Source organism: Bradyrhizobium sp. USDA 3397 (assembly GCF_054060965.1).
Genome location: NZ_JBSSDS010000001.1, coordinates 6,420,721 through 6,445,601, shown reverse-complemented (window position 1 = coordinate 6,445,601; position 24,881 = coordinate 6,420,721). Strand labels below are relative to the sequence as shown.

General features: G+C 63.3%; 21 protein-coding genes, 1 tRNA gene and 3 pseudogenes. 16 read left to right on the top strand and 9 right to left on the bottom strand.

Features of this window, described 5'->3' with window-relative positions; translation table 11 throughout:
- Window positions 1–159: 159 nt before the first annotated feature.
- From ACVWYQ_RS29870 to ACVWYQ_RS29855, 4 genes and pseudogenes are all read left to right on the top strand, one after another.
- On the top strand, window positions 160–1,080 hold the full coding sequence (locus tag ACVWYQ_RS29870) for a substrate-binding domain-containing protein (protein ID WP_456726631.1): 921 nt from the start codon (window positions 160–162) through the stop codon (window positions 1,078–1,080).
- A gap of 229 nt (window positions 1,081–1,309) precedes the next feature.
- Window positions 1,310–2,746: an aldehyde dehydrogenase family protein gene (locus tag ACVWYQ_RS29865; RefSeq protein ID WP_456726630.1), complete on the top strand. Its 1,437-nt coding sequence runs from the start codon at window positions 1,310–1,312 to the stop codon at window positions 2,744–2,746.
- Between the two features lie 59 nt (window positions 2,747–2,805).
- The gene (locus tag ACVWYQ_RS29860) at window positions 2,806–3,822 is read left to right on the top strand and encodes a zinc-dependent alcohol dehydrogenase family protein (RefSeq protein ID WP_456726629.1); all 1,017 of its coding nucleotides are present in this window, start codon (window positions 2,806–2,808) and stop codon (window positions 3,820–3,822) included.
- A 193-nt stretch (window positions 3,823–4,015) separates the two neighbouring features.
- Window positions 4,016–6,372, top strand: a pseudogene (locus ACVWYQ_RS29855) (pyruvate carboxylase); the annotation flags it as partial.
- Here ACVWYQ_RS29855 and ACVWYQ_RS29850 read toward each other — a convergent pair.
- Together ACVWYQ_RS29850 and ACVWYQ_RS29845 are read right to left on the bottom strand one after the other, a co-directional pair.
- Window positions 6,324–6,557, bottom strand: a pseudogene (locus tag ACVWYQ_RS29850) (metallophosphoesterase family protein); the annotation flags it as partial. The pseudogenes ACVWYQ_RS29855 and ACVWYQ_RS29850 overlap by 49 nt on opposite strands.
- The gene (locus ACVWYQ_RS29845) at window positions 6,554–6,919 is read right to left on the bottom strand and encodes an NUDIX domain-containing protein (RefSeq protein ID WP_456726628.1); all 366 of its coding nucleotides are present in this window, start codon (window positions 6,917–6,919) and stop codon (window positions 6,554–6,556) included. The pseudogene ACVWYQ_RS29850 and the gene ACVWYQ_RS29845, both read right to left, overlap by 4 nt.
- Window positions 6,920–7,150: 231 nt before the next feature.
- Here ACVWYQ_RS29845 and ACVWYQ_RS29840 point away from each other — a divergent pair, with 231 nt between their 5' ends.
- Window positions 7,151–7,429, top strand: a complete 279-nt coding sequence (locus ACVWYQ_RS29840) for a hypothetical protein (protein WP_456726627.1) — start codon at window positions 7,151–7,153, stop codon at window positions 7,427–7,429.
- Window positions 7,430–8,154: 725 nt separating this feature from the next.
- Here ACVWYQ_RS29840 and ACVWYQ_RS29835 read toward each other — a convergent pair.
- Window positions 8,155–8,304, bottom strand: coding sequence for a hypothetical protein (locus ACVWYQ_RS29835; protein WP_456726626.1), 150 nt, complete (start codon window positions 8,302–8,304; stop codon window positions 8,155–8,157).
- A gap of 311 nt (window positions 8,305–8,615) precedes the next feature.
- Between ACVWYQ_RS29835 and ACVWYQ_RS29830 the strand changes: the two are divergent.
- Window positions 8,616–9,281: pseudogene (locus ACVWYQ_RS29830) on the top strand (IS110 family transposase); the annotation flags it as partial.
- Window positions 9,282–9,340: 59 nt separating this feature from the next.
- Here ACVWYQ_RS29830 and ACVWYQ_RS29825 read toward each other — a convergent pair.
- On the bottom strand, window positions 9,341–9,604 hold the full coding sequence (locus ACVWYQ_RS29825) for a hypothetical protein (RefSeq protein ID WP_456726625.1): 264 nt from the start codon (window positions 9,602–9,604) through the stop codon (window positions 9,341–9,343).
- 416 nt (window positions 9,605–10,020) lie between these two features.
- Here ACVWYQ_RS29825 and ACVWYQ_RS29820 point away from each other — a divergent pair, with 416 nt between their 5' ends.
- The gene (locus tag ACVWYQ_RS29820) at window positions 10,021–11,679 is read left to right on the top strand and encodes a recombinase family protein (protein WP_456727214.1); all 1,659 of its coding nucleotides are present in this window, start codon (window positions 10,021–10,023) and stop codon (window positions 11,677–11,679) included.
- Here the strand turns inward: ACVWYQ_RS29820 and ACVWYQ_RS29815 are convergent.
- The 4 genes from ACVWYQ_RS29815 to mnmA all read right to left on the bottom strand — a co-directional run bounded on the left by ACVWYQ_RS29815 (window position 11,636) and on the right by mnmA (window position 14,418).
- Window positions 11,636–11,712 (bottom strand) — tRNA-Met (locus tag ACVWYQ_RS29815). The two genes, ACVWYQ_RS29820 and ACVWYQ_RS29815, sit on opposite strands and share 44 nt — an antisense overlap.
- A 244-nt stretch (window positions 11,713–11,956) precedes the next feature.
- Window positions 11,957–12,310, bottom strand: a complete 354-nt coding sequence (locus tag ACVWYQ_RS29810; protein WP_271541335.1) for a hypothetical protein — start codon at window positions 12,308–12,310, stop codon at window positions 11,957–11,959.
- 46 nt (window positions 12,311–12,356) lie between these two features.
- Window positions 12,357–12,995, bottom strand: coding sequence for a class I SAM-dependent methyltransferase (locus ACVWYQ_RS29805; RefSeq protein WP_271541332.1), 639 nt, complete (start codon window positions 12,993–12,995; stop codon window positions 12,357–12,359).
- A 241-nt stretch (window positions 12,996–13,236) separates the two neighbouring features.
- Window positions 13,237–14,418 carry a tRNA 2-thiouridine(34) synthase MnmA gene (gene mnmA, locus ACVWYQ_RS29800; protein WP_271541330.1) on the bottom strand — a complete coding sequence of 394 codons (1,182 nt, stop codon included), beginning with the start codon at window positions 14,416–14,418 and terminating at the stop codon, window positions 13,237–13,239.
- A 350-nt stretch (window positions 14,419–14,768) separates the two neighbouring features.
- On the opposite strand from mnmA, the gene ACVWYQ_RS29795 reads away from it, so the two are divergent.
- The 9 genes from ACVWYQ_RS29795 to ACVWYQ_RS29755 all read left to right on the top strand — a co-directional run bounded on the left by ACVWYQ_RS29795 (window position 14,769) and on the right by ACVWYQ_RS29755 (window position 24,522).
- Window positions 14,769–16,367 (top strand): flagellar hook-length control protein FliK, encoded by a 1,599-nt coding sequence (locus ACVWYQ_RS29795; RefSeq protein ID WP_271541327.1) that lies wholly within the window; start codon window positions 14,769–14,771, stop codon window positions 16,365–16,367.
- Between the two features lie 13 nt (window positions 16,368–16,380).
- Window positions 16,381–17,085: a flagellar hook assembly protein FlgD gene (locus tag ACVWYQ_RS29790; protein WP_271541325.1), complete on the top strand. Its 705-nt coding sequence runs from the start codon at window positions 16,381–16,383 to the stop codon at window positions 17,083–17,085.
- A 424-nt stretch (window positions 17,086–17,509) separates the two neighbouring features.
- The gene (sciP, locus tag ACVWYQ_RS29785; RefSeq protein WP_002714638.1) at window positions 17,510–17,785 is read left to right on the top strand and encodes a CtrA inhibitor SciP; all 276 of its coding nucleotides are present in this window, start codon (window positions 17,510–17,512) and stop codon (window positions 17,783–17,785) included.
- A gap of 179 nt (window positions 17,786–17,964) precedes the next feature.
- On the top strand, window positions 17,965–19,575 hold the full coding sequence (fliF, locus tag ACVWYQ_RS29780; protein ID WP_271541323.1) for a flagellar basal-body MS-ring/collar protein FliF: 1,611 nt from the start codon (window positions 17,965–17,967) through the stop codon (window positions 19,573–19,575).
- A gap of 32 nt (window positions 19,576–19,607) precedes the next feature.
- Window positions 19,608–20,702, top strand: a complete 1,095-nt coding sequence (gene fliG / locus ACVWYQ_RS29775) for a flagellar motor switch protein FliG (RefSeq protein WP_157287380.1) — start codon at window positions 19,608–19,610, stop codon at window positions 20,700–20,702.
- A complete protein-coding gene (locus tag ACVWYQ_RS29770) occupies window positions 20,702–21,325 on the top strand; it encodes a FliH/SctL family protein (RefSeq protein WP_036043750.1) in 624 nt (207 codons plus the stop codon). Before fliG ends, ACVWYQ_RS29770 begins: the two co-directional genes overlap by 1 nt.
- A gap of 3 nt (window positions 21,326–21,328) precedes the next feature.
- Window positions 21,329–21,679 carry a flagellar motor switch protein FliN gene (gene fliN, locus ACVWYQ_RS29765; RefSeq protein ID WP_035704875.1) on the top strand — a complete coding sequence of 117 codons (351 nt, stop codon included), beginning with the start codon at window positions 21,329–21,331 and terminating at the stop codon, window positions 21,677–21,679.
- Window positions 21,680–21,730: 51 nt separating this feature from the next.
- Window positions 21,731–23,116, top strand: coding sequence for a sigma-54-dependent transcriptional regulator FlbD (flbD, locus tag ACVWYQ_RS29760; protein ID WP_025034232.1), 1,386 nt, complete (start codon window positions 21,731–21,733; stop codon window positions 23,114–23,116).
- Window positions 23,117–23,373: 257 nt separating this feature from the next.
- Window positions 23,374–24,522 (top strand): M20 family metallopeptidase, encoded by a 1,149-nt coding sequence (locus tag ACVWYQ_RS29755; RefSeq protein WP_271541319.1) that lies wholly within the window; start codon window positions 23,374–23,376, stop codon window positions 24,520–24,522.
- Between the two features lie 118 nt (window positions 24,523–24,640).
- Here ACVWYQ_RS29755 and ACVWYQ_RS29750 read toward each other — a convergent pair whose 3' ends face one another.
- Window positions 24,641–24,796: a hypothetical protein gene (locus ACVWYQ_RS29750; protein ID WP_035999067.1), complete on the bottom strand. Its 156-nt coding sequence runs from the start codon at window positions 24,794–24,796 to the stop codon at window positions 24,641–24,643.
- Window positions 24,797–24,881: the final 85 nt, after the last annotated feature.

The window sequence follows — 24,881 nt, the reverse complement described above, 5'->3', positions numbered from 1 at the left end:
GGGCATCGGAACACGAGCTAGTGCGCAGGCCAATCACGGCCAGAAGTACAACACGGTAGCCTCCTTCAGGACTTCAATCGTTAGATGCGAAGCGATGTCGCGCGAGCAACGGCGACCTTCTCGCCCATAGCTTCGCAATACAAATTGTTGGAGGAATTGATGATCAAACCGACGGCGGTTCGCCGCGCCCGGCTGCTGGCCGCCATATGTGCCCTTGGCATATCCACCGGCCCGTCTGATGCCGCGGATAAATTGTCCGTCGGCTACTCGCAATTCTGGGGGACCATTCCGTTCTCGCGAACACAGGTCGCCGGAGCGCGGAAGGCCATGGAGGAATGGAAGGCCAAGGGGGTGGACATCGACCTCATCGTCACCAATGGCGGCAATACCGATACCACCCGCCAAGTGGCCGACCTCGAAGACCTCCATACACAAGGAATCAACGATCTCCTGCTCTTTCCCGGCGACGGCATTGTTCTCGCCGAGCCGGTCAAGACAGTGTTCAATGCGAACCACATCCCTGTAATGGTCACCGATATCGGTCTGCAATCGGGATCATGGGAGTCCTTCATCATCACCGACAACGTGACGGGCGGCAGACAAGCCGCGCAGCTGATGGCGAAGAATGTCAAGCCGGGTGCGAAGGTCATCGTCTTCGACTTTGGACTGGCGAACGACAACGTGCAAGCTCGTGTACGAGGCTTCGAGACAGAGGCCAAGGCGCTTGGTCTTATGGTGCTTCCGCGCAAGGTGATCAAGCTGAGCCTCGAAGAAGGCCGGCGCACGATGGAGGATGTTCTGGTCGAGAGCCCCGACATCGCCGGGGTCTTCTTCGAAAATGAAATCGTAGCGCAAGGGGCCGCCGCGACCCTAGAGGCAGCGAAGCGTCAGGATGTCAAGCTCGTGACCTTTCGACTTGAGTGCACGCGCGTACGACCTGATAACGGAGGGAAAGCTTTTGGGCGTCATCGTGCAGGATCCCTTCAGGATGGGTTATGGGGGCATGAATGCCATGGTTACCACCCTGACTGGCGGCAAGCCCAAAGCCCGGATCGACCTCGAAACCAAGGTCCTTACTAAGGAGAACGCCGGAGAACTCGCGTCCGACCCGCAAGTTGGAAACTAACGGCGAGAGTGAGTTCGGATCGATCTCCGTCAGACGCGATCAAATGGGCGTGGATCAAAGGGCGTGCACCATATGATGGCGCCCCATAGGGCAACGTAATAGCAGGTAGATGATAGACACCATTGAGTGCGTTCTCCTGCCCGTGCTTCTAGACCGTGGCGGCAACAGACAGGAGTTGACATCATGTCGAAGCACTTCATTGGTGGCAAATGGGTCGGCGCATCCAATGGCGAGACGACCGATATGATCGATCCCAGCACAGGAAAGGCCTACGGCAAGATCGCGGCGGGCACTGTTGAGGATGTCGATCTGGCCGTCAAGGCAGCCCGCAGCGCCTTCGAAACCGGCGCATGGGGCAAATTGACCGCGGCGGAGCGGGGCCGCATTCTGATCGCCATTTCGCAGCGCATCCTCGAAAAAAGGGAGGAGCTTGCCGCCATCGAAGCGCGCGACACCGGAAAGCCAATGACGGTGGCGAGAAATGACATCAACGCGGTTGCACGGTATTTTGAGTACTATGGCGGCGCAACCGACAAGGTCTATGGACACACGATTCCCTACCTCAACGACCATTTCGTTGCCGTCGTGCGCGAGCCGAAAGGTGTGACCGGTCACATCCTTCCCTGGAACTACCCCGCCCAGATGTTCGGCCGGACACTTGCTCCATCGCTGGCCGTCGGCAACGCAACGGTCCTCAAGCCGGCCGAGGCCGCATCCGCCTCCATTCTACGCCTCGCGGAGCTCGCGACGGAAGCTGGGCTTCCCGATGGCGCGATCAATATCGTGACCGGATTTGGAAGCAAAGTTGGGGTGGCGCTTACGACCCATCCCGGTGTGAACTTCGTCTCGTTCACGGGCTCCCCTGAGGTTGGGCAGAAGATCCAGAAGCTGGCTGCGGACAACTACATCAATTGCACGCTCGAACTCGGCGGCAAGTCGCCTCAGCTCGTGTTCGAGGATGCCGATTTCGATGCGGCTAGCAAAACCATCTGTGCCGCGATCATTCAGAATAGCGGCCAAACCTGCTCCGCCGGAAGCCGTGTGCTTGTTCAAAAGCGTATCTTCGACCAGTTCATCGCAAGGCTTAGCGACCGTTTCAAGGCCGTGCGGGTCGGCAGCCCGGAGATGGATCTCGACTGCGGTCCGATCATCACCGCCGGACAGAGGAAGACCGTCCTTGGCTTCATTGATCGCGCCACCGCCAGCGGTCTCCCCCTCCTCGCCGAAGGCCAGATTGCAGAAGGAGTCGAGCCGGGCGGGTTCTTCGTCAAGCCCGCGCTATTCGGGCCCGTGCCGACGGATCACGAGCTGGCGCAACAGGAGGTGTTCGGTCCCGTGCTAGCCGCCATTCCGTTCGATGACGAAGATGATGCGGTCCGCATCGCCAACGGAACTGAATTCGGCCTTGTTGCAGCGGTTTGGACGAGGGATGGCGGCCGACAAATGCATCTTGCGAAGCGGCTGCGCTCCGGCCAGGTATTCGTGAACTGTTACGGGGCGGGTGCGGGCATCGAGTTGCCCTTCGGAGGCACTGGCAAGAGCGGTCATGGACGCGAAAAGGGACTTGTGGCGATGGACGACTATTCGAACCTCAAGACACTCGTGATCAAGCACGCTTGATCGTTAACCGGGCGGCTCTGATCCAATAGCTCGGAGCCGCAAGAAGACGAGGAACAATCATGTCGGCGACAATGCGGGCTATGCAAGCTCACCAGTTCGAGATCTCAGGCCTTAAATTGACCGAGGTCCCTATTCCAACGCCCGGAAAGGGAGAGGTGTTGGTCAAGGTAGGGGCGGCGACGCTGAACTATCGCGACTTGGCCGTACTGGGCGGTGACTACATCAAGGGCCTTCCGTTACCCTATGTCCCCGCCTCCGATGCGTGCGGCACCGTGGCCGAGATCGGGCCTGGCGTCAGCCGGTTCAAGAAGGGAGATCGAATCGTCCCCATCTACACCCAGGGCTGGCACGACGGCAAACCTACTCCGGAGCAACGCGCGAAGCGTACACTTGGCGCACCTCTGGCCGGCGTTCTTCAGGATTACATCGTCATCCCGGAAGAGGACGCGGTGACGCCTCCTTCGCACTTGACCGACGTGGAGGCCGCCACGCTTCCCATCGCTGGTCTTACAGCGTGGTCAGCTCTGAACGAAGCAAACATCAAATCCGGCGACGACGTTCTCCTCCAAGGAACTGGGGGTGTTTCGCTCTTCGCGCTTCAGTTTGCGAAGCTGGCCGGAGCCAGAGTTACCATTCTGTCGTCGTCCGACGAAAAGCTGGCGCGAGCGAAAGCGCTTGGGGCCGACTTTGGCGTCAACTATCGCACCAGTCCGGAATGGGATGTCGAAGTGAAACGGCTCACCAACGGCCGCGGTGCAGACATCGTGGTCGAGACCATTGGATCATCCTTGGGCAAGTCGTTGAGCGCCGTTGCTTTTGGGGGGACGATCAGTGTCGTCGGGTTTGTCGCTGGCTATTCGACGGAATTGAACATCCGACAGCTGATCGGCCCTTTGGTGAATATCAATGGGATCGCTGTTGGTTCGAGGCGTGGTTTCGTCGACATGAATCGCGCGATCGCGACGGCTGGCATCAAACCGGTCGTCGACAAGACGTTCGATCTGTCCGAGGCCGCAAGCGCCTTTAACTACATGAAGAGTGGCGCACACTTCGGAAAAATAGCTATCACGATGTAATTTGCCATAGCATCGGACGTTACGAACTTTCGCGACGCCATCCGTCTAGCAGGAAAAGCATAGTGACGGGCACGACGGCGTCAGTTGTCGTGCCCGTTTTCCTTTCCAACAACCTTGAGCAAGAGGATGCTTGAACGTGCGCAAGTTCAACAAGATCCTGGTCGCAAACCGAAGCGAAATCGCAATTCGCGTCATGCGCGCGGCGACCGAGTTGAGCAAGACGACGGTTGCGATTTATGCCGAAGAAGACAGGCTTTCATTGCATCGGTTCAAGGCCGACGAGGCTTATCTGATCGGTCGGGGGATGTCGCCCGTGGGCGCCTATCTCTCGATCCCCGAGATCATCCGCGTTGCGCGATCGTCGGGTGCGGACGCAATCCACCCCGGCTATGGACTTCTCTCTGAGAGTCCCGAACTCGTGGAGGCGTGCGAGGCTGCCGGCATCGCCTTCATCGGGCCAACGGCCGCAACGATGCGTCTTCTCGGCGACAAGGCCTCCGCTCGTCGCGTTGCGATCGAAGCCGGCGTACCCGTCGTGCCGGCAACTGGTGTCTTAGGCGACGATTTCGACGCTATCCGCAAGGAGGCATCCGACATCGGATATCCGCTGATGCTGAAGGCGTCCTGGGGCGGCGGTGGTCGGGGAATGCGTACAGTCTATAGCCCCGAAGAACTTCAGTCCAAAGTTCTCGAAGGCCGCCGCGAAGCCGAACCCGCCTTCGGAAACGGAGAAGGACATCTGGAAAAGCTGATCGAGCGGGCGCGCCATGTCGAGGTCCAGATCCTCGGCGACAGCTACGGCAACATCTTTCATCTCTTCGAGCGCGACTGCAGCGTTCAGCGCGCCGGAACCAAAAAGTGGTCGAGCGCGCCCCTGCACCTTATCTCTCAGCGGAACAACGTACCGAAGTATGCGAGCTTGCGAGGCGCATATGCCTGCACGTCGGTTATCGATGTGCCGGAACGGTCGAATTTTTGATGGACGTGGACTCCGAGAGATTTTATTTCATCGAAGTCAATCCGCGCATCCAAGTCGAACACACGATAACGGAGCAAGTCACCGGTATCGACATCGTGCAGGCGCAGATGTTGCTGACGGAAGGCGCTACGCTTGCCGAAGCAACAGGTGTCGCCAGACAGGAGGACATTCGGCTCACTGGGCATGCCTTGCAGTGCCGTGTAACCACGGAGGATCCACAGAACAACTTTATCCCCGATTACGGTCGTATCGCGGCCTACCGCTCGGCTACGGGAATGGGCATCCGCTTGGACAGCGGCACCGCCTATTCCGGCGCCGTCATCACACGACATTTCGACTCGTTGCTAGTCAAGGTGATAGCCTGGGCTCCGACAGAAGACCTTGCGACCAACCGGATGCTTCGCGCGCTCCGCGAGTTTCGTATCAGGGGTGTCAGCACCAACATCGAGTTTCTCGTGAACCTTCTCAACGACGCGCAATTCCGGAGCAACGGGTATACGACTCAGTTCATTGACACTACACCTGGGTTGCTGAGGTTCACAAAACGGCGCGACAGAGCGACCAAGCTCCTGACTTATATCGCGGACGTCACGGTCAACGGACATCCCGAGACCAAGAAGCGCCCAAAGCCGACGACAGGGATATCCGAGCCCAGGCCGCCCCCGCCACGAGGCGTTATCGCTCCCGGCACCTGCGACATTCTCGAAAAGGACGGACCGCAGGCCCTGGCGGACTGGCTATCCGCTCAGGAGCGGGTGCTGATCACCGACACGACGATGCGCGACGGGCATCAATCGCTGCTTGCCACGCGAATGCGTTCGATCGACATGCTCCGGATCGCGCCCGCCTATGCCGCAAACCTCCCTCAACTCTTCAGCATCGAATGCTGGGGCGGCGCGACCTTCGATGTGGCGTATCGCTTCCTTCAGGAATGTCCATGGCAACGGTTGCGCGACCTTCGGGCCGCGATCCCGAATATCCTCACCCAAATGCTCCTGCACACCAACTATCCCGACAATGTGGTTCGCAGCTTTGTCTTGCGGGCAGCAAAGTCCGGAGTCGACGTCTTTCGCGTGTTCGACTCGCTCAACTGGGTTGAGAACATGCGGGTGGCCATGGACGCCGTGATCGAGGCGAACAAGGTGTGCGAAGGCACAATCTGCTATACGGGCGACCTGCTGGATCCCGCGCGACCGAAATACGACCTGAAATACTATGTCGACCGGGCGAGAGAGCTGAAGGCGGCAGGTGCCCACATCCTCGGCTTGAAGGATATGGCGGGACTCCTGAAACCCCAACAGGCTCGAATCCTCGTCAAGGCGCTCAAGGAGGGCGTGGGACTTCCGATTCACTTCCACACGCACGACACTTCGGGAATATCAGCGGCGACCGTCCTCGCCGCTTGCGAAGCCGGCGTCGATGCAGTCGATGCCGCCATGGATGCCTTTTCGGGCGGCACCTCGCAACCGTGCCTCGGATCGATCGTCGAAGCGCTTCGACGCACTGAGCGTGACACGGGACTGGACAGTGAGGCCAGACACACGAGTTTCGTGTCGGGATATTGGTGGGCCCACTCGCCGCTGTCCACGTTTCCGCGGATGGCCGTGACGGGCGCGATCCGGCGAAGCGCGTCGACGATCTCGGGGCGCCCGATATCGCCGGCATGGATGATGTGATCGACACTCGCCAGGCCTCGTTCCGCCTCGGGCCTCAACAGGCCGTGCGTGTCGGAAATGATTCCAATCCTGAACATCATTTCCCGTCGCTCTCAGCCGTGATCGCCAAAAGACGATCGAGAAGTTCTACCTGAGCAGACAGCATCTTCGTCCGCGCGAACTCGATATCGAACCATTCCGCGCGGTCGACTTCGGGAAAGCTTTGCCGTCGGCCGCTTCGTGGCGGCCATTCGATATCGAAGGTATTGCTGGTCAGCGCCGCCGGGTCAAAATGGCCTTCTCCGGCAAGTGCGATGACGCGCTTGCCTCCTCGCTGTCGGACCTCGCCCAGCGGCCGGAGCGGACCAAGCGAAGCACTCGGGCCGAGCTCCTCGACAAACTCGCGCCGCGCGACTCGTTCCGGCGCTTCTGGACGCTGCCAAGCGCCCGAACGAAGAACCATCGCGAGCACTCGGTGCCATTGGCACCCGCTGCCTTAGCCCTGCTCCCGCACCGCCGAAACGGCCGAGACTTCCTCTTTGGTGACGGACCCCAACGCAGCGGTGACCCCCATCGTGGGTTCTCCGGCTGGTCAAAGTCGAAGACGGCACTCGATGCTCGGATTGCGAAAGCCATGGGCGAGCCCCTGCCCCATTGGACAGTTCACGATCTTAGGAGATCAGCGGCTACGGTTATGGCCGACCGGCTTGGCGTGTTGCCGCACATTGTGGAGGCGATCTTAAACCATGTCAGCGGCCACCGGGCCGGCGTTGCCGGGGTATATAACCGCGCTCGGTATGCGGCCGAGATGCGCGAGGCGCTCGAACGCTGGGCACAGCACGTCGCAGCCTTGCCAGTCCAAAAGCCGGGACGTGCCGACCCTGTAATTGTAGGCACCGAGCCCTTTCATCCTGATCTCTCCGGCATCCACTCGAAAGCTCAGGGACTGCCCTTTGAACAGGCGGAGCTGTAAGGTGAAATCGAGGAGGCGCAACACCCGATTATTGCGATTAATTGAACAGGAGATTTCTAAGCTTGTTCCATAAGCGAACTCCGACCGGGCCGCTGATTAAGAGTCGGCCCCGGGTTGAGAACAATCATGACTTACTGGTCGCACCACTGGCTTACCCGACCGAAAGTGGGCATTCGTCGCCCGATCATAGTGATTGCACTGCCTGATATCGCACCTGCGACCGAGCGGCGGACGCAGCCAAAAAAGGGAATCCGAGGTGTGAGGGTCGCGTGCGCAAGTGCCGGAACCGCGAATGCCGAGCCACGAGCTTTGTCCGCGAGCCGGGCGAACGGTGGGCAAGCGGCCTCAGCGCACCAGCTGAAGCGGCTTCTGTTAACAACTCTCTAGTCTAGGGACGCCGATAAGTGCGAGCAGGATAGCAGGGCTCGAGCGAGCACAACGCAAGCATGCGCCTTGTCTTAATCGCGCATAGCCCTGGTGGACGGCTCAATGGTGAGCCGGTAGCAGACCAGCTTGCTACCGTTGAGAATCTCTAGCGAGCTATCACAGGCCGGGCTGCGATACTCGCCTTTCTTCCCGGGCTGTGATGATAATTCGAGGCGACGAAAACCGGCGCCGCAGCAGGAACATATTACGTCGCTCTTTCTCATCTCTGAGCCTCACACTGCGCGCTGTCATGAATATATAGCAAGGCTTAGTTGCAGCCGAGTTCGATGGGTCAGAAATTATGATCCGCTGTCCGGTGGCGAGTCAGGCCGTGCTGACTGGCCTGAGAGTTGCCCTTGCTCAAGCACGGCCTTGGTCTCGAACCAGGCGGCGATTGTTTCGACCAGCGCGATGCCGATTGCCGCCATTATCAGAATCAGCTCGATCATGATCGGACTTGCCGATCATAGCTCGTCGCCGTGGACGCGTAGCTCCGCCGCCGTGTGCGCTCAAGCCCCAGCCGAGGCTGGCGCGGCTGGGGCTTCGGATGAGTGGTGCGTGTTGAGGCGCACACCGCCGTAGCCTAGCCGACCTCAAGCGATGCTTTCCGGCGAAATGATCCGTAACTAAGACGAAAAACGGCACGCATTCTATGCGATGTTTCACCTCGTTCCTCTCCGGGATCAGCGGCAGCGAGGTCCGGCTGGTTAGCCTCCGTTGGCCGGGCCTCGCTTCCGATCCTTGTGTTCGCCGGCCTGATCTGCGAGCGGCGGCCGAGGCCGTGGCGCTGCTCGAGGGACACCTAACGAAGCTCGGCCGCATTCCCATGACCCGTGACAGCTTGGGGGGCTTTCGCCAGGAAGGAACTCACCCATGACGATCATGTGGTTGTCGAGGCGACCGGCAATGCCGCGGCCGTTGTCGAAGTTCTGGCACCGTATGTCGACCGTGTTGTCATCGCCAACCCGAAGCAGGTGCGGTTGATCGCGCACGCAAAGATCAAGACGGATGCGATTGATGCCGTGTGCTCGCGAAGTTGTACGCCACCGGATTCCGGAGGTTTGGGTACCCGATCAGCGCACTATGGCCCTGCGACGCCAAGTGGCGCGCCGTACGCAGCTCGTGCGTCAGCGGGTACGCTTGAAGAACCTCATTCAGTCGATCCTTCACGCCCACCTCATTCCGCCCTGTCCACACCTCAACCTTGTAGGGATCAGCGGCCGCGGGTGGATCGCCGCCCAGATAGTCCCTGCCGACGAGCGTGCCGCAATCGAGCGGCACCTGGCGCAGATCGATCTAATCTAGGGTTCCGTTGAGGGAGGTCGAGGCGGGTATCGTGCGTGAAGCGATGTCCAATCCGGTCATTCGGCGGCTGATGACGCTCTCGGGTGTGGATATGACGGTGGCTTCCGGCGTGGCCGCGGCGCGCAGCAACGGTACGCCAACATCCTTCTCGCTGAACAAGACTTTGCGCCTTTTTGAGAACTAGTTCATTAGTGCTTCCGCCGAGCGGTGACTGAGCTGAAAACGCGAAATTGGTTGAGTGCCGGCTGAACGCTGCATCAGCTCGCGGACAGTACGTTCAAGTTCACGCCTTTGCGCCTCGATATCGGCCCCGCGCTCGATCCTCAGCCGATTCACCTCCCGGGTAAACTCTTGGCAGAATTCCTTGCACAGCTCGGGTTCCATGAGATGCGTGCGTAGACCGCTCAGTACGGACGCCTCCAACGCGTCGCGCCGGATGTTCAAGCGGTTAATGCCCGTTCCCTTGTTGCGCGCCCTTGCACATGACGAGGCCGGAGTCGCTCTACTATGACCTAGGTCGCAAGGAGCCGAGCATACCGCTTCCCAGCATTGAGCACGTCGGCGGGCGCAGCCGTTCCATGGTCCATCCTTTTTCTTCGCCACGATGTCCGATTGCTCGACGAGCTCATAGCGGCCGTTCCGCTTGGGCGCCGCCGGAGCATGATGCTCGGCATGATCACCAAGGCGGACATTTCCTGGCCAGGCCTCAGCGCAGGTGCGTGCACCTCGTTGAGTTGCGACATGACCTAGAGGTTCGATCGTGCAGGACGCACATCGCAAATTGTCCTTGCAGACGAATCCAGACAAGGCGATCTTAGGGCTCGCACGCGTACTTGCTCGTCTGGCCGCGAGGGAAGATCATGAAAGAGAGCTCGCAAATCGAAGCGACAGGGAAAAGAGCGACGATCTATGCTCGATTCTCAACGGATCTTCAGAATGAGCGATCAATTGAAGATCAGCTTTCACTTTGCCAAAGCTATGCCGAGCGCGAAGGCTTAAGCGTCATCAGCACTTATGAAGATCGAGCTCGTTCAGGCGGCTCGGTTATGGGGCGCGAAGGCCTTCTGCGCATGTTGGACCACGCGCGTGAGAGATCTTTTGACGTAGTGATTGTCGAAGCGCTCGATCGCCTCTCTCGTGACATGGAAGATCTGGCAGGAATCCACAAGCGATTATCATTTCTTGGCATCGAGATCCGTGCGGTCCACGAGGGCGTCGTTAACACAGTTCTGGTTGGTCTGCGCGGCCTCGTCGGACAACTCTATCGCGAGGACAACGCGCACAAGGTTCGGCGTGGTCAAGCCGGTCGAGTCAAGCAAGGTTTGGCCGGAGGTGGCCTAACATACGGATATGCTGCGGTCGCCGGAAAGAGCGGCGAACGAGTCATCGTAGAGGCCGAGGCGCAAGTGATCCGGCGCATCTTCCAGGAATACGTTGACGGTCGGACGCCTCGCGAAATCGCGCATGATCTCAACAGGGAGCGGGTATCACCTCCGCGAGGTCGGACATGGAATGCCTCCACCATCAATGGCAATCTCGAGAGGGGTGCAGGCATTCTGCAGAACGAGCTTTATTTAGGGCGCCTCGTCTGGAACAAAGTCAGGATGGTGAAAGATCCCGACTCGGGAAAGCGCCTTTCACGGCCAAATCCTAAGAGTGACTGGCAAATTGCTGATGTGCCGCATCTTGCGATTGTCGATCTAGAGCTATTCACAGCTGCTCAGCAACGCAAAGAAAAGCGCAGGCATATCCACCCCAGCCATCAACGACGGCCTCGCCGGATGCTATCTGGGCTGCTCCGTTGCGGCTCGTGCGGCTCCGGCATGGCAACCAATGGGCGGGACAAATCAGGTCGCGTTCGCATTCGCTGCTCGGCCGCGACCGAAAGCGCCACGTGTCCGGACGCCAAGACTTTTTATTTAGATACTGTCGAGAGCGCGGTCCTCAACGGTCTAAAGGCCGAATTGCGCGCGCCGAAAGCTATCTCGGAATACGTGCGAACGTATCTTGAGGAGCGGAAGCGCCTCGCAGCCACATCACATGCAAAACGGCAGCGCCTTAAGCAGCAGCTTGGCCAACTAAACCGGGAAATCGAACGACTGGTGGATGCGATTGCGAAGGGGCATGGCGATCCATCCGTTCTCGGCCCGAGATCAACTGCCTTAGATGCCGAAAGGAACCGGATATTTGAGGACTTACAGAGCGAACCACCCGCACCGAAGGAAGTGGCGCTGCATCCGGCCATACTCAAACGATATGAAGAGCAACTCGGTCAACTTGAAGAAGCACTGGGTAAAGGTATCAATGCGGGTGACGGAGAGGCCGCAGAAGCGATCAGAGACCTGGTCGAGACGGTCACTGTGTTCCGTGATCGAGAACGCCTAGGCGGTGTAGTCGTGGAGATAGCAGGCCGGCTGAACGCCCTGCTCGGGGAAAAGGCCTACCCAAACCGCGTGAAAGGAGTGTGGGGAAAGGTGGTAGCGGGGGAGGGACTCGAACCCCCGACCCCAGGATTATGATTCCCGTGCTCTAACCAGCTGAGCTACCCCGCCACAGGGATCGCGGCGGCGAACAAGGCCGATCTCGCGAACGCGCGGCATATAAGGAAGGGGGCGGGGGTAAGTCAATCCGCCTTCGCTAAAGCTTCGGCGCGACAAGCCCGCTTCGGCCCGATTTCTCACCAGAATTTGCGATTTTTTGGAGCGCCAGACTCGTGGATGGTCCCCCTCACCCGGAATCCGCGCGTCGCGCGGATTCCGGCCTCTCCCCGGCGGGGAGAGGCGAAGGGAAGCGTCCTTATTTCGGCCTCACATTGGGGTCGCCGCCGGGGCTGCCGGGGGGCGGGATCACCGGGGTGTTGCCGCCAGTGCTGGGCGCGGGGGCGTGCATGTCAGGATCGATGCCCGCGGGCGGGCAGAGCACGCCGTCGGTCTTGGCGAGCTTGTCGCCGAGCGGTTCCCGGGACTGGCCGGTGGTGGTGCCGTCGGGGGTGGTCGCCAGCCGATCGGATGGGGCACAGCCGGCGGCGCGTTGCGGGGATGGCGGCGCGGTCGCTTGCGGCGGCGTCGCCGGGGCGGGCGGGGCCTGCGCGATCGCTGGTGCAGAGGCGGCGATCAGGAGGCCCGCAACAATGAGGTTTCTCGTGCGCATGGGTAGGAAACGCGCGCGCGAGGCCCCCTGTTCCCGCAGGTGGCAATCACGATTTGCGGTAGCGGATCAGCGAAAAATGACCCATCGGCGGCATGGGCCGGCGCTCGGTGAGCGCGACGCCGCCGTGCTTTTTGGCCCAGCCCTCGAGGCGGGCCCACGGGAATTCCGGGCGCCAGCCGAGGCGGCGGGCGATGGGCGCGAAGGCGAGCTCGAACAGCTTGCGAGGGCCGCTTTCCGCACCGATGTGATTGACCAGGATCAGCTCGCCGCCAGGCCTCAGCACGCGCATGAACTCGTCGAGCGTGCCTTCGGGATCGGGCACGGCGGTGATGACATATTGCGCCACCACCGCGTCGAAGAAATCATCGGGGAAGGCGAGGTTCTTCGCATCCATCACCGAGAGCACTTCGACGTTGGAGAGACGGAGCGAACGCACGCGCGCCTGCGCCTTGCGCAGCATCGGCTCGGAGATGTCGACGCCGCAGACCTTGGTGGTGCGCGCGTATTCGGAGAGCGAAAGACCGGTGCCGACGCCGACGTCGAGGACGCGGCCGCCGATGCGGTCGGCCTCCGCGATGGTCGACTGCCGGCCGGCGTCGAACACCTTGCCGAACACGAGATCATAGACCGGCGCCCAGCGGCCATAGGCCTTCTCGACCCCGGCCCGCGAGATGTCTGCTGCCATGCCCCCTGCCCTTGCGCGAAGATTCTCTAAGGTGTGTTTGTTGGTGAGAACGGATCCCGCCCCGCGGGAGGTCTAGTGCCTCTCCCGCGTGCGGGAGAGGTCGCGCCGAAGGCGCGGGTGAGGGTTCTCTCCGCATCGGGAGTATCCCATCGCGGAAGCACCCTCTCCCCAACCCTCTCCCGCAAGCGGGAGAGGGGGCGCACCGTGGCTGCGGTGACAGTTGGGCTCAATCTCATCGCGCTCAGCCGCGCACGGCTTCCGCGAGCGGGCGCGATGTGCCCGTGCTGGCCTTGGCCGCGGCGCTCTGGATGAAGCCGCCGCCGAGCACGCGGGCCTGGCCGCTCGCCGCGTCGTAGAACACGCAGGCCTGTCCCGGCGAGACGCCCTCCTCGCCGGCGACGAGCTCGACCTCGTAACGGCCATTGCTGCCGCGCAGCCAGGCCGGCTGCGGGCTGCGGGTGGAGCGCACGCGCACGAACATTTCAAGGCCGCTTCCGATGGCGCGGTCGATGTCGCCGTCGCCGATCCAGTTGACGTCGCGCAAGCTGATGCGGTGCATCTTCAGCGCCTCGCGCGGGCCGACCACGACGCGGCGGGTCACCGCGTCCAGCCGCACCACGAACAGCGGCGCATGGGCTGCGATGCCGAGGCCGCGGCGCTGGCCGACGGTGAAATTGGCGATGCCGTTGTGCCGGCCGAGCACGCGGCCCTCGAGATCGACGATGTCGCCGGGGTCCATCGCATTGGGACGCAACCGCGTGATGACGTCGGTGTAGCGCCCCGTAGGCACGAAGCAGATGTCCTGGCTGTCGTGCTTGTCGGCGACCGCAAGCCCGAAGCGGCGGGCGAGTTCGCGCGTCTCGGGCTTGGTCATGTCGCCGAGCGGAAAGCGCAGGAAGTCGAGCTGCTCCTGCGTGGTCGCGAACAGGAAGTAACTCTGGTCGCGGTCGGCGTCGGCCGCGCAGACCAGCGCGCGCGAGCCGTCGCCCCGGCGGCGCGAGGCGACGTAATGGCCGGTGGCGAGCGCCTGCGCGCCGAGCTCCCGCGCGGTCTTCAAGAGGTCGCGAAACTTGACGCTGCGGTTACACTCGATGCAGGGCACCGGCGTCTCGCCGAGCGCGTAGGAGTCGGCGAAATTGTCGATGACGGACTCGCGGAAGCGGTCCTCGTAATCGAGCACGTAATGGGGAATGCCGAGCTTGGCGGCGACGTCGCGGGCGTCGTGGATGTCCTGGCCGGCGCAGCAGGCACCCTTGCGATGGGTGGCCGCGCCATGGTCGTAGAGCTGCAGCGTGATGCCGACGACGTCGTAGCCCTCAGCCTTCAAGAGCGCAGCCGTCGTCGAGGAATCGACGCCGCCCGACATGGCGACGACGACCCTGGTGTCCTCGGGACGGCCTTCGAGATCCAGACTGTTGAGCATGGGCCCTAAAGCGTTGTGACGGCGGCGACGCGCGATCCGCGATTGCTGTGCTTTCTCCGGGGACGGCGGCGATCTCCCGGAACCTTGGTTCCCGAAGAGCACGACTGCCCAAGTCGAAGGCGGCTGAGAGTAACCTCTTTAATATAGGCGGCATTCCGGTGAAGCAATCACGCGGGCCCCCGCTTAGGGCAATTCTTGCCGGGGCGGCAGAAATGGCGGGGTCGGGGCCGGCGGCCCGGCAATGCATCCACGTCGCCAAAACGTTGATTATATTACTGAAATCTTCGAGTTGGGGCGCTGGCCCGCTCCTTGCTCCCTCTTGATGCGAAGTTGCTTGCAAGGGGTTGCCTGTGGTCGGTCGGATGTCAGATGTCGTGGCAAGCGTGCAAATCCAGAGCGCGCAGCAGAAGCCTGCCCGGTCGCAAGCCCCGAAGGACACGCCGGCGAGCGAGGCTTTCGGCTCGCTGGTCGACAGCAACACGCAGGCCAGCGGCAACAACGCGCCGGCGCAGGACAGCGCACCGCGCCGGAGCGAGCAGACCTCGTCCTCCCCGGCGACCGAGCGGCCGTCGCGCGACACCTCGTCCACGGACCAGACTTCGCAGAGCAAGGCGAGCGACGACACCGACGCGTCTGCGCCGGCGGAGCATGACAGCGAGGCGCCCGGCAATCCGGCCAAGGACGCCGGCAAGGTCAAGGACAAGTCCGAAACGGCGGACGCCAAATCGGAGGAGAAACCCGACGAGACCGCGAGCGCCGCGACTGATGGCACCGAGGTCCTCACCGCCGCCGCCGAGGCGGCTGTTGCCGCGCCGCCCGCTACGGCGCAGACCGCCCTGCCCGACCCCGGAATCATCGTTGCCGCGCCGGTCGTGCCGGTCGATCCGAATGCAGCTGCGAACCAGGCTGGCGATGCCGCCGCCGCGCCGCTCGCGATCGCCGCGGCAGGTCTTGCCGCCAGCGCCTCCATCGCGGCCCAGATCGCCGGCACCAAGACCGATACCGCCACGGCGAGCGCCAAGGCCGCAGGCGCCGAGGTCGACGCCGAGACTACGACAACGCTCGGCGAGGCCGCGGCCGGCACGACCGAGACCGCCTCGACCGATGGAAAAGCTGGTGGCGGACTGATCGCCGCGGTCAGCCAGGGCACGCCCAAGACCGCGTTCAAGGATGCCGCCACGGCGCAGGCCCAGACCGACATCTCGAATATCGGCCAGGACACCGGCAAGGCGAACGTCGCCGCGCAGGCACCCGCCGCCAACGCCGCCCATGCGCAAGGCTTGAAGCCGCAGGCCGATAATTTCGCGACCGACGCCAAGGCGGGCCCCGCCGACCGCACCGCCGAGCCGGTCCAGGGCACGCCGGCCGCGCCGGCGCATGCCGGCCCGCAAGCCACGATCGCTCCGACCGAAGCCAGCGCGCAGGCCGCTTCCGCCGTGCAGGCGCCGCTGACCAATGCGACCTCGGCCGCCACCGCCTCCACCGCGACGCTGACCGCGACCGCGGCGACCCACACTACGGCGGTGCCGATCAGCGGCATCCCGATCGAGATCGCGGCCGCCATTCGCTCCGGCAAGTCGCGGTTCGACATCAGCCTCGATCCGGCCGAGCTCGGCAAGATCGACGTCCGCATCAATATCGACCGCGCCGGCAACGTCACCTCGCATCTGACGGTGGAAAAGCCGGAGACGCTGCAGATGCTGCGTCAGGACGCGCCGCAATTGCAGCGCGCGCTCGACGATGCCGGCTTCAAGACCGGCAGCAACGGTCTGTCCTTCAGCCTGCGCGACCAGAATTCATCGGGTCAGCACTCAGGCCAGAACAACGACAATGGCGGCAATGCCCGCCGCCTGATCGTCAGCGAGGACGACAGCGTTCCCGCAGCGCCCATCGGGCGCGGCTATGGCCGCATGCTCGGATCGAGCAGCGGCGTCGACATCAGAGTGTGAGGAGTATCTGGCAATGACCACCACGAATGCCGCCACTTCGCCCGCGGTCGTCTCCGGAACGACCGACCTGCCGAAATCCTCGTCGAATTCGTCGATGAGCTCGACCACGGGGTCGACGCTCGCCGGCAATTTCCAGACCTTCCTGACCCTGCTGACGACGCAGCTGCAGAACCAGAACCCGCTCGATCCGCTCGATACCAACCAGTTCACCCAGCAGCTGGTGCAGTTCGCCGGCGTCGAGCAGCAGCTCAAGACCAACGAATCGCTGGCTCAGCTCGTCACCCTGCAGCAGACCACGCAGGCGACCCAGGCGCTGGGCTTCGTCGGCAAGACCGCGCTGGTCGACGGCTCGACCGCGACGATGAAGAATTCGTCGGCGACCTGGCATCTCAACGTGCCGACCGACTCCACGGTCGAGATCTCGATCGCCAATTCCAGCGGCCAGACCGTGTTCAACGGCAAATATACCGCCGCCGCCGGCAACGACATCCCCTTCACCTGGAACGGCATGGGCAATGACGGCACGCAATGGCCCGACGGCAAGTACACGATCTCGGCCACGGGCAAGGACGTCGCGAACAACAATGTCGGCATCGCCGCGCAGGTGCAGGGCGTGGTGTCGTCGGTCGATCTGACCCAGTCGCCGCCGCTGCTCACCATCGACGGCGCCAGCTACACGCTGAGCCAGGTCAAGAGCATCATTGCGACGGGCAATTGAGGGAGCGCTGCAGCGACAAGTTCGGTGTCATCCCCGCCTAGTGCGCAATTGCGCACGGGGGGCGGGGATCCATAGCCACAGGGTGTGGTTGGAGCGCATAGCTGGTTTCCCAAGTCTTCGTCAAACCCCTTCCTGGGGTTATGGATCCTCAGATGCGCAATTGCGCATCATAGCTCGCGCTCCGCGCGCCCCGGGATGACAAGAGAGGGACTCCGCGGCACCTCGGCAGACCCTCTTTGTTAGTAAAGTATTTACCTTCTGCCCCGCTCAGCCGGCCGAGATTGCGTCTTCCGCCCGCCGAGTCGGCCGCGTTCCCGCAAGTTTCAACGAGAATTGTATTGAACCCTTAGGCTTAGCGGATTTTTAAGCCGCGGGGGTTACGGTTACGGCGTGAGTTCAGTGGTTGAGAGTTTGTGAGTACGCCATGACAGAACCCCATCGCCCGAGGGTAAAATACGTCATCGGGCCGGACGGCAGTCCGTTGACGATCGCGGATCTGCCTGCACCCGGCACCAAACGCTGGGTCATCCGCCGCAAGGCCGAAGTCGTCGCCGCTGTCCGTGGCGGACTTCTCTCCCTCGAGGAGGCCTGCAGCCGTTATACCCTGACGGTCGACGAATTCCTCTCCTGGCAGTTTTCCATCGACCAGCACGGTCTGGCGGGTCTTCGCACCACCCGCATCCAGCAATATCGCCAGTAGGCGATCCGGAATTCTGCGGTTTTTGACGAAAATCGGCCTCGCTCTGCGAGGCCGATTTTTTTCATGATGCACTTTTGTCCGACCTCTTAACCTTCGTTAACCATATCGAAACCATCACCTAGGCAATAATTGCCCAGTCGGCCTTTCCAGTGAAGCGGCCGGAGCTGTGGGGCGGTTGCTTGCAAGGGCTTGCGGACTTTCTGAAGAGTATCGGTGCCGCCCGGTTCGGGGCAATGATCGCGGTCACCGCCGCGCTCATCGGCTTCTTTGCGTTCGTCATCATGCGCGTCACCACGCCGCAGATGACGACGCTGTTCACGGACCTGTCCGTCGAAGACTCCTCCAGCATCATCAAGGACCTGGAACGCCAGGGCATCCAGTTCGAGATCCGCAATGAGGGCTCCATCATCATGGTGCCCAAGGACAAGGTCACGCGTCTCAGGATGAAGCTCGCCGAGGGCGGCCTGCCTAAGGGCGGCGGCGTCGGCTACGAAGTGTTCGACAAGTCGGACGCGCTCGGCACCACCTCCTTCGTCCAGAATATCAACCACCTGCGCGCGTTGGAGGGCGAACTCGCCCGCACCATCCGGGCCATCGACCGCATCCAGGCCGCCCGCGTCCATCTGGTGCTGCCCGAGCGGCCGCTGTTCGCCCGCGAGGCGCCGGAACCGTCGGCCTCGATCGTGGTGCGCGTCCGCGGCGCACTGGAAGCCCAGCAGATCCGCGCCATCCGCCATCTCGTCGCCTCCGCGGTCAACGGGCTGAAGCCGCAGCGGGTCTCCATCGTCGACGAGGCCGGCCAGCTGCTCGCCGACGGCGCCCAGACCGATCCGGAGCAGGCCATCGGCGAGGAGCGCCGCATCGCCTTCGAGAAGCGGATGCGCAAGCAGGTCGAGGACATCGTCTCCTCCGTGGTCGGCTCGGGCCGCGCCCGCGTGCAGCTCTCTGCCGATTTCGATTTCAACAAGGTCACCCAGACCTCGGACAAATTCGACCCCGAGGGCCGCGTGCTGCGCTCGAGCCAGACCCGCGAAGAGCAGAGCATGACCGCCGACAACAACGGCCAGGTCACCGTCAACAACGAGCTGCCCGGCAACCAGCAGAACAACGGCGTCGCGCCCAAGGACCAGAGCAAGAAGACCGAGGAGACCAACAATTACGAGATCTCCCGCACCACCAAGACCGAGGTGACCGAGGCCGGCCGGGTTAACCGCATCTCGGTCGCGGTGCTGGTCGACGGCATCTACAGCAAGAACGACAAGGGCGAGCTGGCGTATCAGGACCGCACCAAGGAGCAGCTCGACCGCATCGCCACGCTGGTGCGCTCGGCGATCGGCTTCGACCAGAAGCGCGGCGACCAGGTCGAGGTCGTCAACCTGCGCTTCGCCGACGCGCCCTCCACCGCCCCGATCGGCGAACCCGGCGGCTTCCTCGGCATGCTGCAGTTCACCAAGGACGACGTCATGTACTTCGTCGAGCTCGGCGTGATGATGCTGCTCGGCCTCGTCGTGCTGTTCCTGGTGATCCGCCCGCTGGTCAAGCGCATTCTCGCCTCCGACGAGGTCGCCGCCGCCATCTCCGGCGTGCTGACGGGCCCAGCTGCCTCGGAAGAGGCCGCGCCGGCCGGCCAGCCGCTGCTGCCGAGCGGCGGCACCAGCGCCATCGACGTCGCCACCATTCAGGGCCAGGTCCACGCCCAGTCCGTTCACCGCGTCGGCGAACTCGCCGAACGCAATCCCAACGAAACCGTCGCAATCATCCGCCAATGGCTGACTGAGCCGGCGAAATAACCGAAGCCAAGCGCATCAAGAAGTGATCTGACATGGCCGCCACCTTGCAAAACGCCAACTCGAACGACATCACCAGCGTGATCTCCACGCTCGGTCAGCGCGCCGGCAGCCGTGAGGGCGGTCCCAAAACCCAGGGCCTAGCGGGGCCGAAGCGCGCCGCGATCCTGATGCTGGCGCTCGGCGAGCAATATGGCGGCAAGATCTGGGGCCTGCTCGACGACGACGAGGTGCGTCAGCTCTCGCTGGAGATGTCGACGCTCGGCACCGTCGAGGTCGACACCGTCGAGGACATGCTGCTCGAATTCGTCTCGCGCATGTCGGCCTCGGGCGCGCTGATGGGCAATTTCGACGCCACCGAGCGGCTGCTCCAGCAATACCTGCCGCCGGAACGCGTCAACGGCATCATGGACGAGATCCGTGGGCCCGCCGGGCGCAACATGTGGGAGAAGCTCTCCAACGTGCAGGAAGAGGTCCTCGCCAACTACCTCAAGAACGAATATCCGCAGACCATCGCCGTGGTGCTGTCGAAGCTGAAGCCGGAGCATGCCGCCCGGGTGCTCGCCATCCTGCCCGAGGAGCTCGCGCTCGACGTCATCAACCGCATGCTGAAGATGGAGGCGGTGCAGAAGGAGGTGATCGAGAGCGTGGAGAAGACGCTGCGCGTCGAGTTCATGTCCAACCTGTCGCAGACCCGTCGCCGCGACGCCCACGAGGTGATGGCGGAAATCTTCAACAATTTCGACCGCCAGACCGAAACCCGCTTCATCACCTCGCTGGAAGAGGACAACCGCGAATCCGCCGAGCGCATCAAGGCGCTGATGTTCACCTTCGACGACCTGGTGAAGCTCGATTCCGGCTCCGCCCAGACCTTGATGCGCAACGTCGACAAGGACAAGCTCGGCGTCGCGCTCAAGAGCGCCAACGAGGACGTCCGCAACTTCTTCTTCGGCAACATGTCCTCGCGCGCGGCCAAGATGCTCCAGGACGACATGGCGGCGATGGGCCCCGTGCGCCTGCGCGACGTCGACGAAGCCCAGGCGCTGCTGGTCAATCTCGCCAAGGACCTCGCCGCCAAGGGTGAGATCATGCTGACCAAGAACCGCGCCGACGACGAGCTGGTGTACTGATGGCCGCTCCGGCAAAATTCCTGTTCGATACCGACTTCGCGGCGCCCGAGCGCGCGACGCGCGAGAAGGCCGCGACCGCGGCCGAGATCGCGCAGAAGGTCGCAGAAGCCGAGGCCCGCGCCTATCAGGACGGCTTTGCCGCCGGCCAGCGCGAGGCCAAGGCCGAGAGCGACCGCCGCGTCGCACTCGCGATGGAAGAGATCAACATCGCCATCCGCGGTGTCGCCGCCGGCATCGGCAACATCGAGACCAGGATGGAGACCGAGGCGGTCGAGGTCGCGGTCGCGGTGGCGCGCAAGCTGTGCGCCGACCTCGTCGCCGCCGAGCCGCTCGGCGAGGTCATCGCGCTGGTCAAGGACTGTTTCTCGCATCTGGTCGCGACGCCGCATCTCGTCGTCCGCATCAACGATGCGCTCTACGACAGCGCGCGCGAGAAGATCGAGCGGCTCGCCAAGCAGAGCGGCTTCGAGGGCCGGCTGGTGATCCTGGCCGAGCCGGAAATTGCCACCGGCGACTGCCGGATCGAATGGGCCGATGGCGGCGTCGTGCTGGAGCGCGGCGCCATCGCGGCCAAGATCGACGAAATGGTCGGACGCTACATCGCGTCCCGCAGGGGGAGCTAAACCATGAGCGACACCGACGGACAGGTCCCGCTGCCCGATCTCAATGGCCCGATGCCGCCTGCCGGCACCGACGTCGGCTACAACGAGGACGAATATGCGGCGCGTGCCGCCGCCGACCTCGAGGCGGTGTTCGACGTGCCGGTGCAGGTCTCGGCCGTGCTCGGCCGCTCCAAGATGGACGTCGGCGAGCTCCTGAAGCTCGGACCGGGCACCGTGCTCGAGCTCGACCGGCGCGTCGGCGAGGCCATCGACATCTACGTCAACAACAAGCTGGTCGCCCGCGGCGAGGTCGTCCTGGTCGAGGACAAGCTCGGCGTGACCATGACGGAAATCATCAAGGCCGAACGCGGCTGACACGCAAGGACATGACGCGCGACGGCGCGAGCAGACGGACAGGAGACTGACATGCGGCTTCTCATCGTTGGCACATTGAAGGGCCAGCTCACCACCGCCACCAAGATCGCGATGGAGAACGGCGCCACCGTGACCCATGCCGAGGATCACGAGCAGGCGATGCGCGTGCTGCGCGGGGGCAAGGGCGCCGACCTCCTGCTGGTCGACGTCGCGCTCGACATCCGCGACCTCGTGCTGCGGCTGGAAGCCGAGCACATCCACGCCCCGATCGTCGCCTGCGGCATCACCAACGACGCCCGCGCCGCGGTCGCCGCGATCCATGCCGGGGCCAAGGAATACATCCCGCTGCCGCCGGATCCGGAGCTGATCGCCGCGGTGCTGGCTGCCGTCGCCAACGATTCCCGCGAGCTGGTCTACCGTGACGACGCGATGGCAAAAGTGATCAAGCTCGCCCAGCAGATCGCCGGCTCGGACGCCTCGGTGATGATCACCGGCGAATCCGGCACGGGCAAGGAAGTGCTGGCGCGCTACGTTCACTCCCGTTCGGCCCGTGCCAAGCGCCCGTTCATCTCGATCAACTGCGCCGCCATCCCGGAGCACCTGCTGGAATCCGAGCTGTTCGGCCACGAGAAGGGCGCCTTCACCGGCGCGGTCGCCCGCCGCATCGGCAAGTTCGAGGAGGCGACCGGCGGCACGCTGCTGCTCGACGAAATCTCGGAGATGGACGTCCGCCTGCAATCGAAACTACTGCGCGCCATCCAGGAGCGTGTGATCGACCGCGTCGGCGGCACCAAGCCGGTTCCGGTCGACATCCGCATCATCGCGACCTCGAACCGCAATCTCGCCGAGGCTGTGCGAGAGGGCACGTTCCGCGAGGACTTGCTGTTCCGCCTCAACGTCGTGAATTTGAAGATCCCGCCGCTGCGCGAGCGTCCCGCCGACATCCTCGAGCTCGCCCAGCACTTCGTGAAGAAATATGCCGAGGCCAACGGCGTGCCGCTGCGACCGCTCTCGGCCGAGGCGCGCCGCGTGCTCTCCGCCAACCGCTGGCAGGGCAACGTCCGCGAGCTCGAAAACACCATGCACCGCGCGGTGCTGATGGCCCAGGGCGACGAGATCGGGCCCGACGCCATCATCACGCCGGACGGCGACCGCCTCGACCTCGCCAAGACCGCCCCGGCCGTGGCGCATGCCACTATGGCCGCCGAGCAGGTGACGCGCGCACTGGTGGGGCGCACCGTCGCCGACGTCGAACGCGATCTGATTCTGGAGACGCTGAAGCACTGCCTCGGCAACCGCACCCATGCCGCCAACATCCTCGGCATCTCGATCCGCACGCTGCGCAACAAGCTCAACGAATATGCCGACGGCGGCATCCCGATCCCGCCCGCAGGCACGCCCGGGGAATATCCGCGGATGCCGATGATGGGCGCGTAGACGCCCGCGACCATCGAGCGGACGCGAATGCCCGGGCCAACTCCGGGCATTTTTCGTTTGGCGCAGGCCGCCACCCCGTCATTGCGAGCGCAGCGAAGCAATCCAGAATCCCTCGGCGGCGACAGACTGGATTGCTTCGCTGCGCTCGCAATGACGAACCTCAAGAGCGTCCTTCGCATGACCGAACCGCGCCACGTGACTATGCCATCCGCGCGGCACGCCCTATAACCTCGCCCGAAAACCACGCGAGGGACAACATGTCTGAAGCTCAAATCACGGATTGGCTGGCGTCGCAGAAGCAGGCGATGATCGACCTGCTGCGCGACGTCGTGAACATCGATTCCGGCTCCTACGACAAGGAAGGCGTCGATGCGGTCGGTGCGCGGTTCGAGCGGCATTTTGCCGAGCACGGCATTCCGTTCCGGCGCGAAGGCCACGGCACGTTCGGCGACGCGATCCATGCCGAGGTGGCAAAGCCCGGCAGCAACGAGAAGCCGGTGCTGTTGATGGGGCACCGCGACACCGTTTTCGGCAAGGGCGAGGCCGGGCGGCGGCCGTTCACGATCCGGGATGGCCGCGCCTATGGACCCGGTGTCGCCGACATGAAGTCCGGCCTTGTCATGAACGTGTTCGTGGCCGCCGCCTTCCACAAGTTCGGCGGCTCACCGCATCCGATCAAGGTGCTGATCACCTCCGACGAGGAGATCGGCTCGCCCTCCTCGCGCCCTGTGATCGAGCGCGAGGGACGCGCGGCCCGCGCGGTGTTCAATTCCGAGCCGGGCCGGCCCACGGGCAACGTCGTCACCGGGCGCAAGGGCGGCATCTTCATGCACATGGCCATCACCGGCAAGGCCGCGCATTCCGGCGCCAACTTCGCCGCCGGCGTCAGCGCCATTGGCGAGCTCGCGCACAAGATCGTCCAAATCCACGCGCTCACCGACCTCGACAAGGGCATCACGCTCAATGTGGGCCTCGTCTCGGGTGGGCAGTCCGTCAATACGACGGCGCCTTACGCGGAAGGGCAGATCGACCTGCGCTATGTCGATCCGGCCGATCGCGCGCGGATCATGAGTGCGATCGAAAAGATCGTCGCGACCTCCTACGTGCCGGGCACCAGCGCGACGCTGTCGATCAAGGGCGAGTTCGTGCCGGTGGTGCAGAGCGCGGACTCGAAGGCGCTGTTCGAAGGCTATCAGGCGGCCGCAAGGCAGGTGGGCCTCACCACGCTGCAGGGCGAGTTCTCCGGCGGCTGCGCCGATTCCGGCTTCACCGCCGCGGTCGGCACGCCGACCATTTGCGGTCTCGGTCCGGTCGGCGGGCTCGCGCACACGCCGGAGGAATATTTGGAGATCGACAGCATCGTGCCGCGCGCACAGGCGCTGGCGCTGGCGATTCTGCGGGGGTGAACGGAGGTGCCGTAGGGTGGGCAAAGCGAAGCGTGCCCACCGTTCCGTTGCTGCCTTGGAGAGATGGTGGGCACGGCGCAAGGGCGCCTTTTGCCCACCCTACGAGACCGACCAAGTTCTACGAATAGCTCGGCGCATCCGGCTTGCGGAAGATGTGGATGGGATCGCCCGGCACGATCGGAGAGCCGGAGAACATCGCATAGGCGTAGAGCGCGAGATAGGCGATCGCGAGCGCGCCGATGGCGTAGAAGATCAAGGTAGCCACGCGCTTCATCGTTCCGCTCCATGCGTACGGCGGGACAGCTCAGGAGCGCTTCTAGAGCGACGAGGCGGAAAAGGCCAGCCTTGCGCGAGGCTCG

Coding starts and splice junctions, on each gene's coding strand:
- ACVWYQ_RS29870 (WP_456726631.1), top strand. CDS start 160: ATGATCAAACCGACGGCGGTTCGCCGCGCCCGGCTGCTGGCCGCCATA.
- ACVWYQ_RS29865 (WP_456726630.1), top strand. CDS start 1,310: ATGTCGAAGCACTTCATTGGTGGCAAATGGGTCGGCGCATCCAATGGC.
- ACVWYQ_RS29860 (WP_456726629.1), top strand. CDS start 2,806: ATGTCGGCGACAATGCGGGCTATGCAAGCTCACCAGTTCGAGATCTCA.
- ACVWYQ_RS29845 (WP_456726628.1), bottom strand. CDS start 6,919: ATGGTTCTTCGTTCGGGCGCTTGGCAGCGTCCAGAAGCGCCGGAACGA.
- ACVWYQ_RS29840 (WP_456726627.1), top strand. CDS start 7,151: ATGGCCGACCGGCTTGGCGTGTTGCCGCACATTGTGGAGGCGATCTTA.
- ACVWYQ_RS29835 (WP_456726626.1), bottom strand. CDS start 8,304: ATGATCGAGCTGATTCTGATAATGGCGGCAATCGGCATCGCGCTGGTC.
- ACVWYQ_RS29820 (WP_456727214.1), top strand. CDS start 10,021: ATGAAAGAGAGCTCGCAAATCGAAGCGACAGGGAAAAGAGCGACGATC.
- ACVWYQ_RS29810 (WP_271541335.1), bottom strand. CDS start 12,310: ATGCGCACGAGAAACCTCATTGTTGCGGGCCTCCTGATCGCCGCCTCT.
- ACVWYQ_RS29805 (WP_271541332.1), bottom strand. CDS start 12,995: ATGGCAGCAGACATCTCGCGGGCCGGGGTCGAGAAGGCCTATGGCCGC.
- mnmA (WP_271541330.1), bottom strand. CDS start 14,418: ATGCTCAACAGTCTGGATCTCGAAGGCCGTCCCGAGGACACCAGGGTC.
- ACVWYQ_RS29790 (WP_271541325.1), top strand. CDS start 16,381: ATGACCACCACGAATGCCGCCACTTCGCCCGCGGTCGTCTCCGGAACG.
- sciP (WP_002714638.1), top strand. CDS start 17,510: ATGACAGAACCCCATCGCCCGAGGGTAAAATACGTCATCGGGCCGGAC.
- fliG (WP_157287380.1), top strand. CDS start 19,608: ATGGCCGCCACCTTGCAAAACGCCAACTCGAACGACATCACCAGCGTG.
- ACVWYQ_RS29770 (WP_036043750.1), top strand. CDS start 20,702: ATGGCCGCTCCGGCAAAATTCCTGTTCGATACCGACTTCGCGGCGCCC.
- fliN (WP_035704875.1), top strand. CDS start 21,329: ATGAGCGACACCGACGGACAGGTCCCGCTGCCCGATCTCAATGGCCCG.
- flbD (WP_025034232.1), top strand. CDS start 21,731: ATGCGGCTTCTCATCGTTGGCACATTGAAGGGCCAGCTCACCACCGCC.
- ACVWYQ_RS29755 (WP_271541319.1), top strand. CDS start 23,374: ATGTCTGAAGCTCAAATCACGGATTGGCTGGCGTCGCAGAAGCAGGCG.
- ACVWYQ_RS29750 (WP_035999067.1), bottom strand. CDS start 24,796: ATGAAGCGCGTGGCTACCTTGATCTTCTACGCCATCGGCGCGCTCGCG.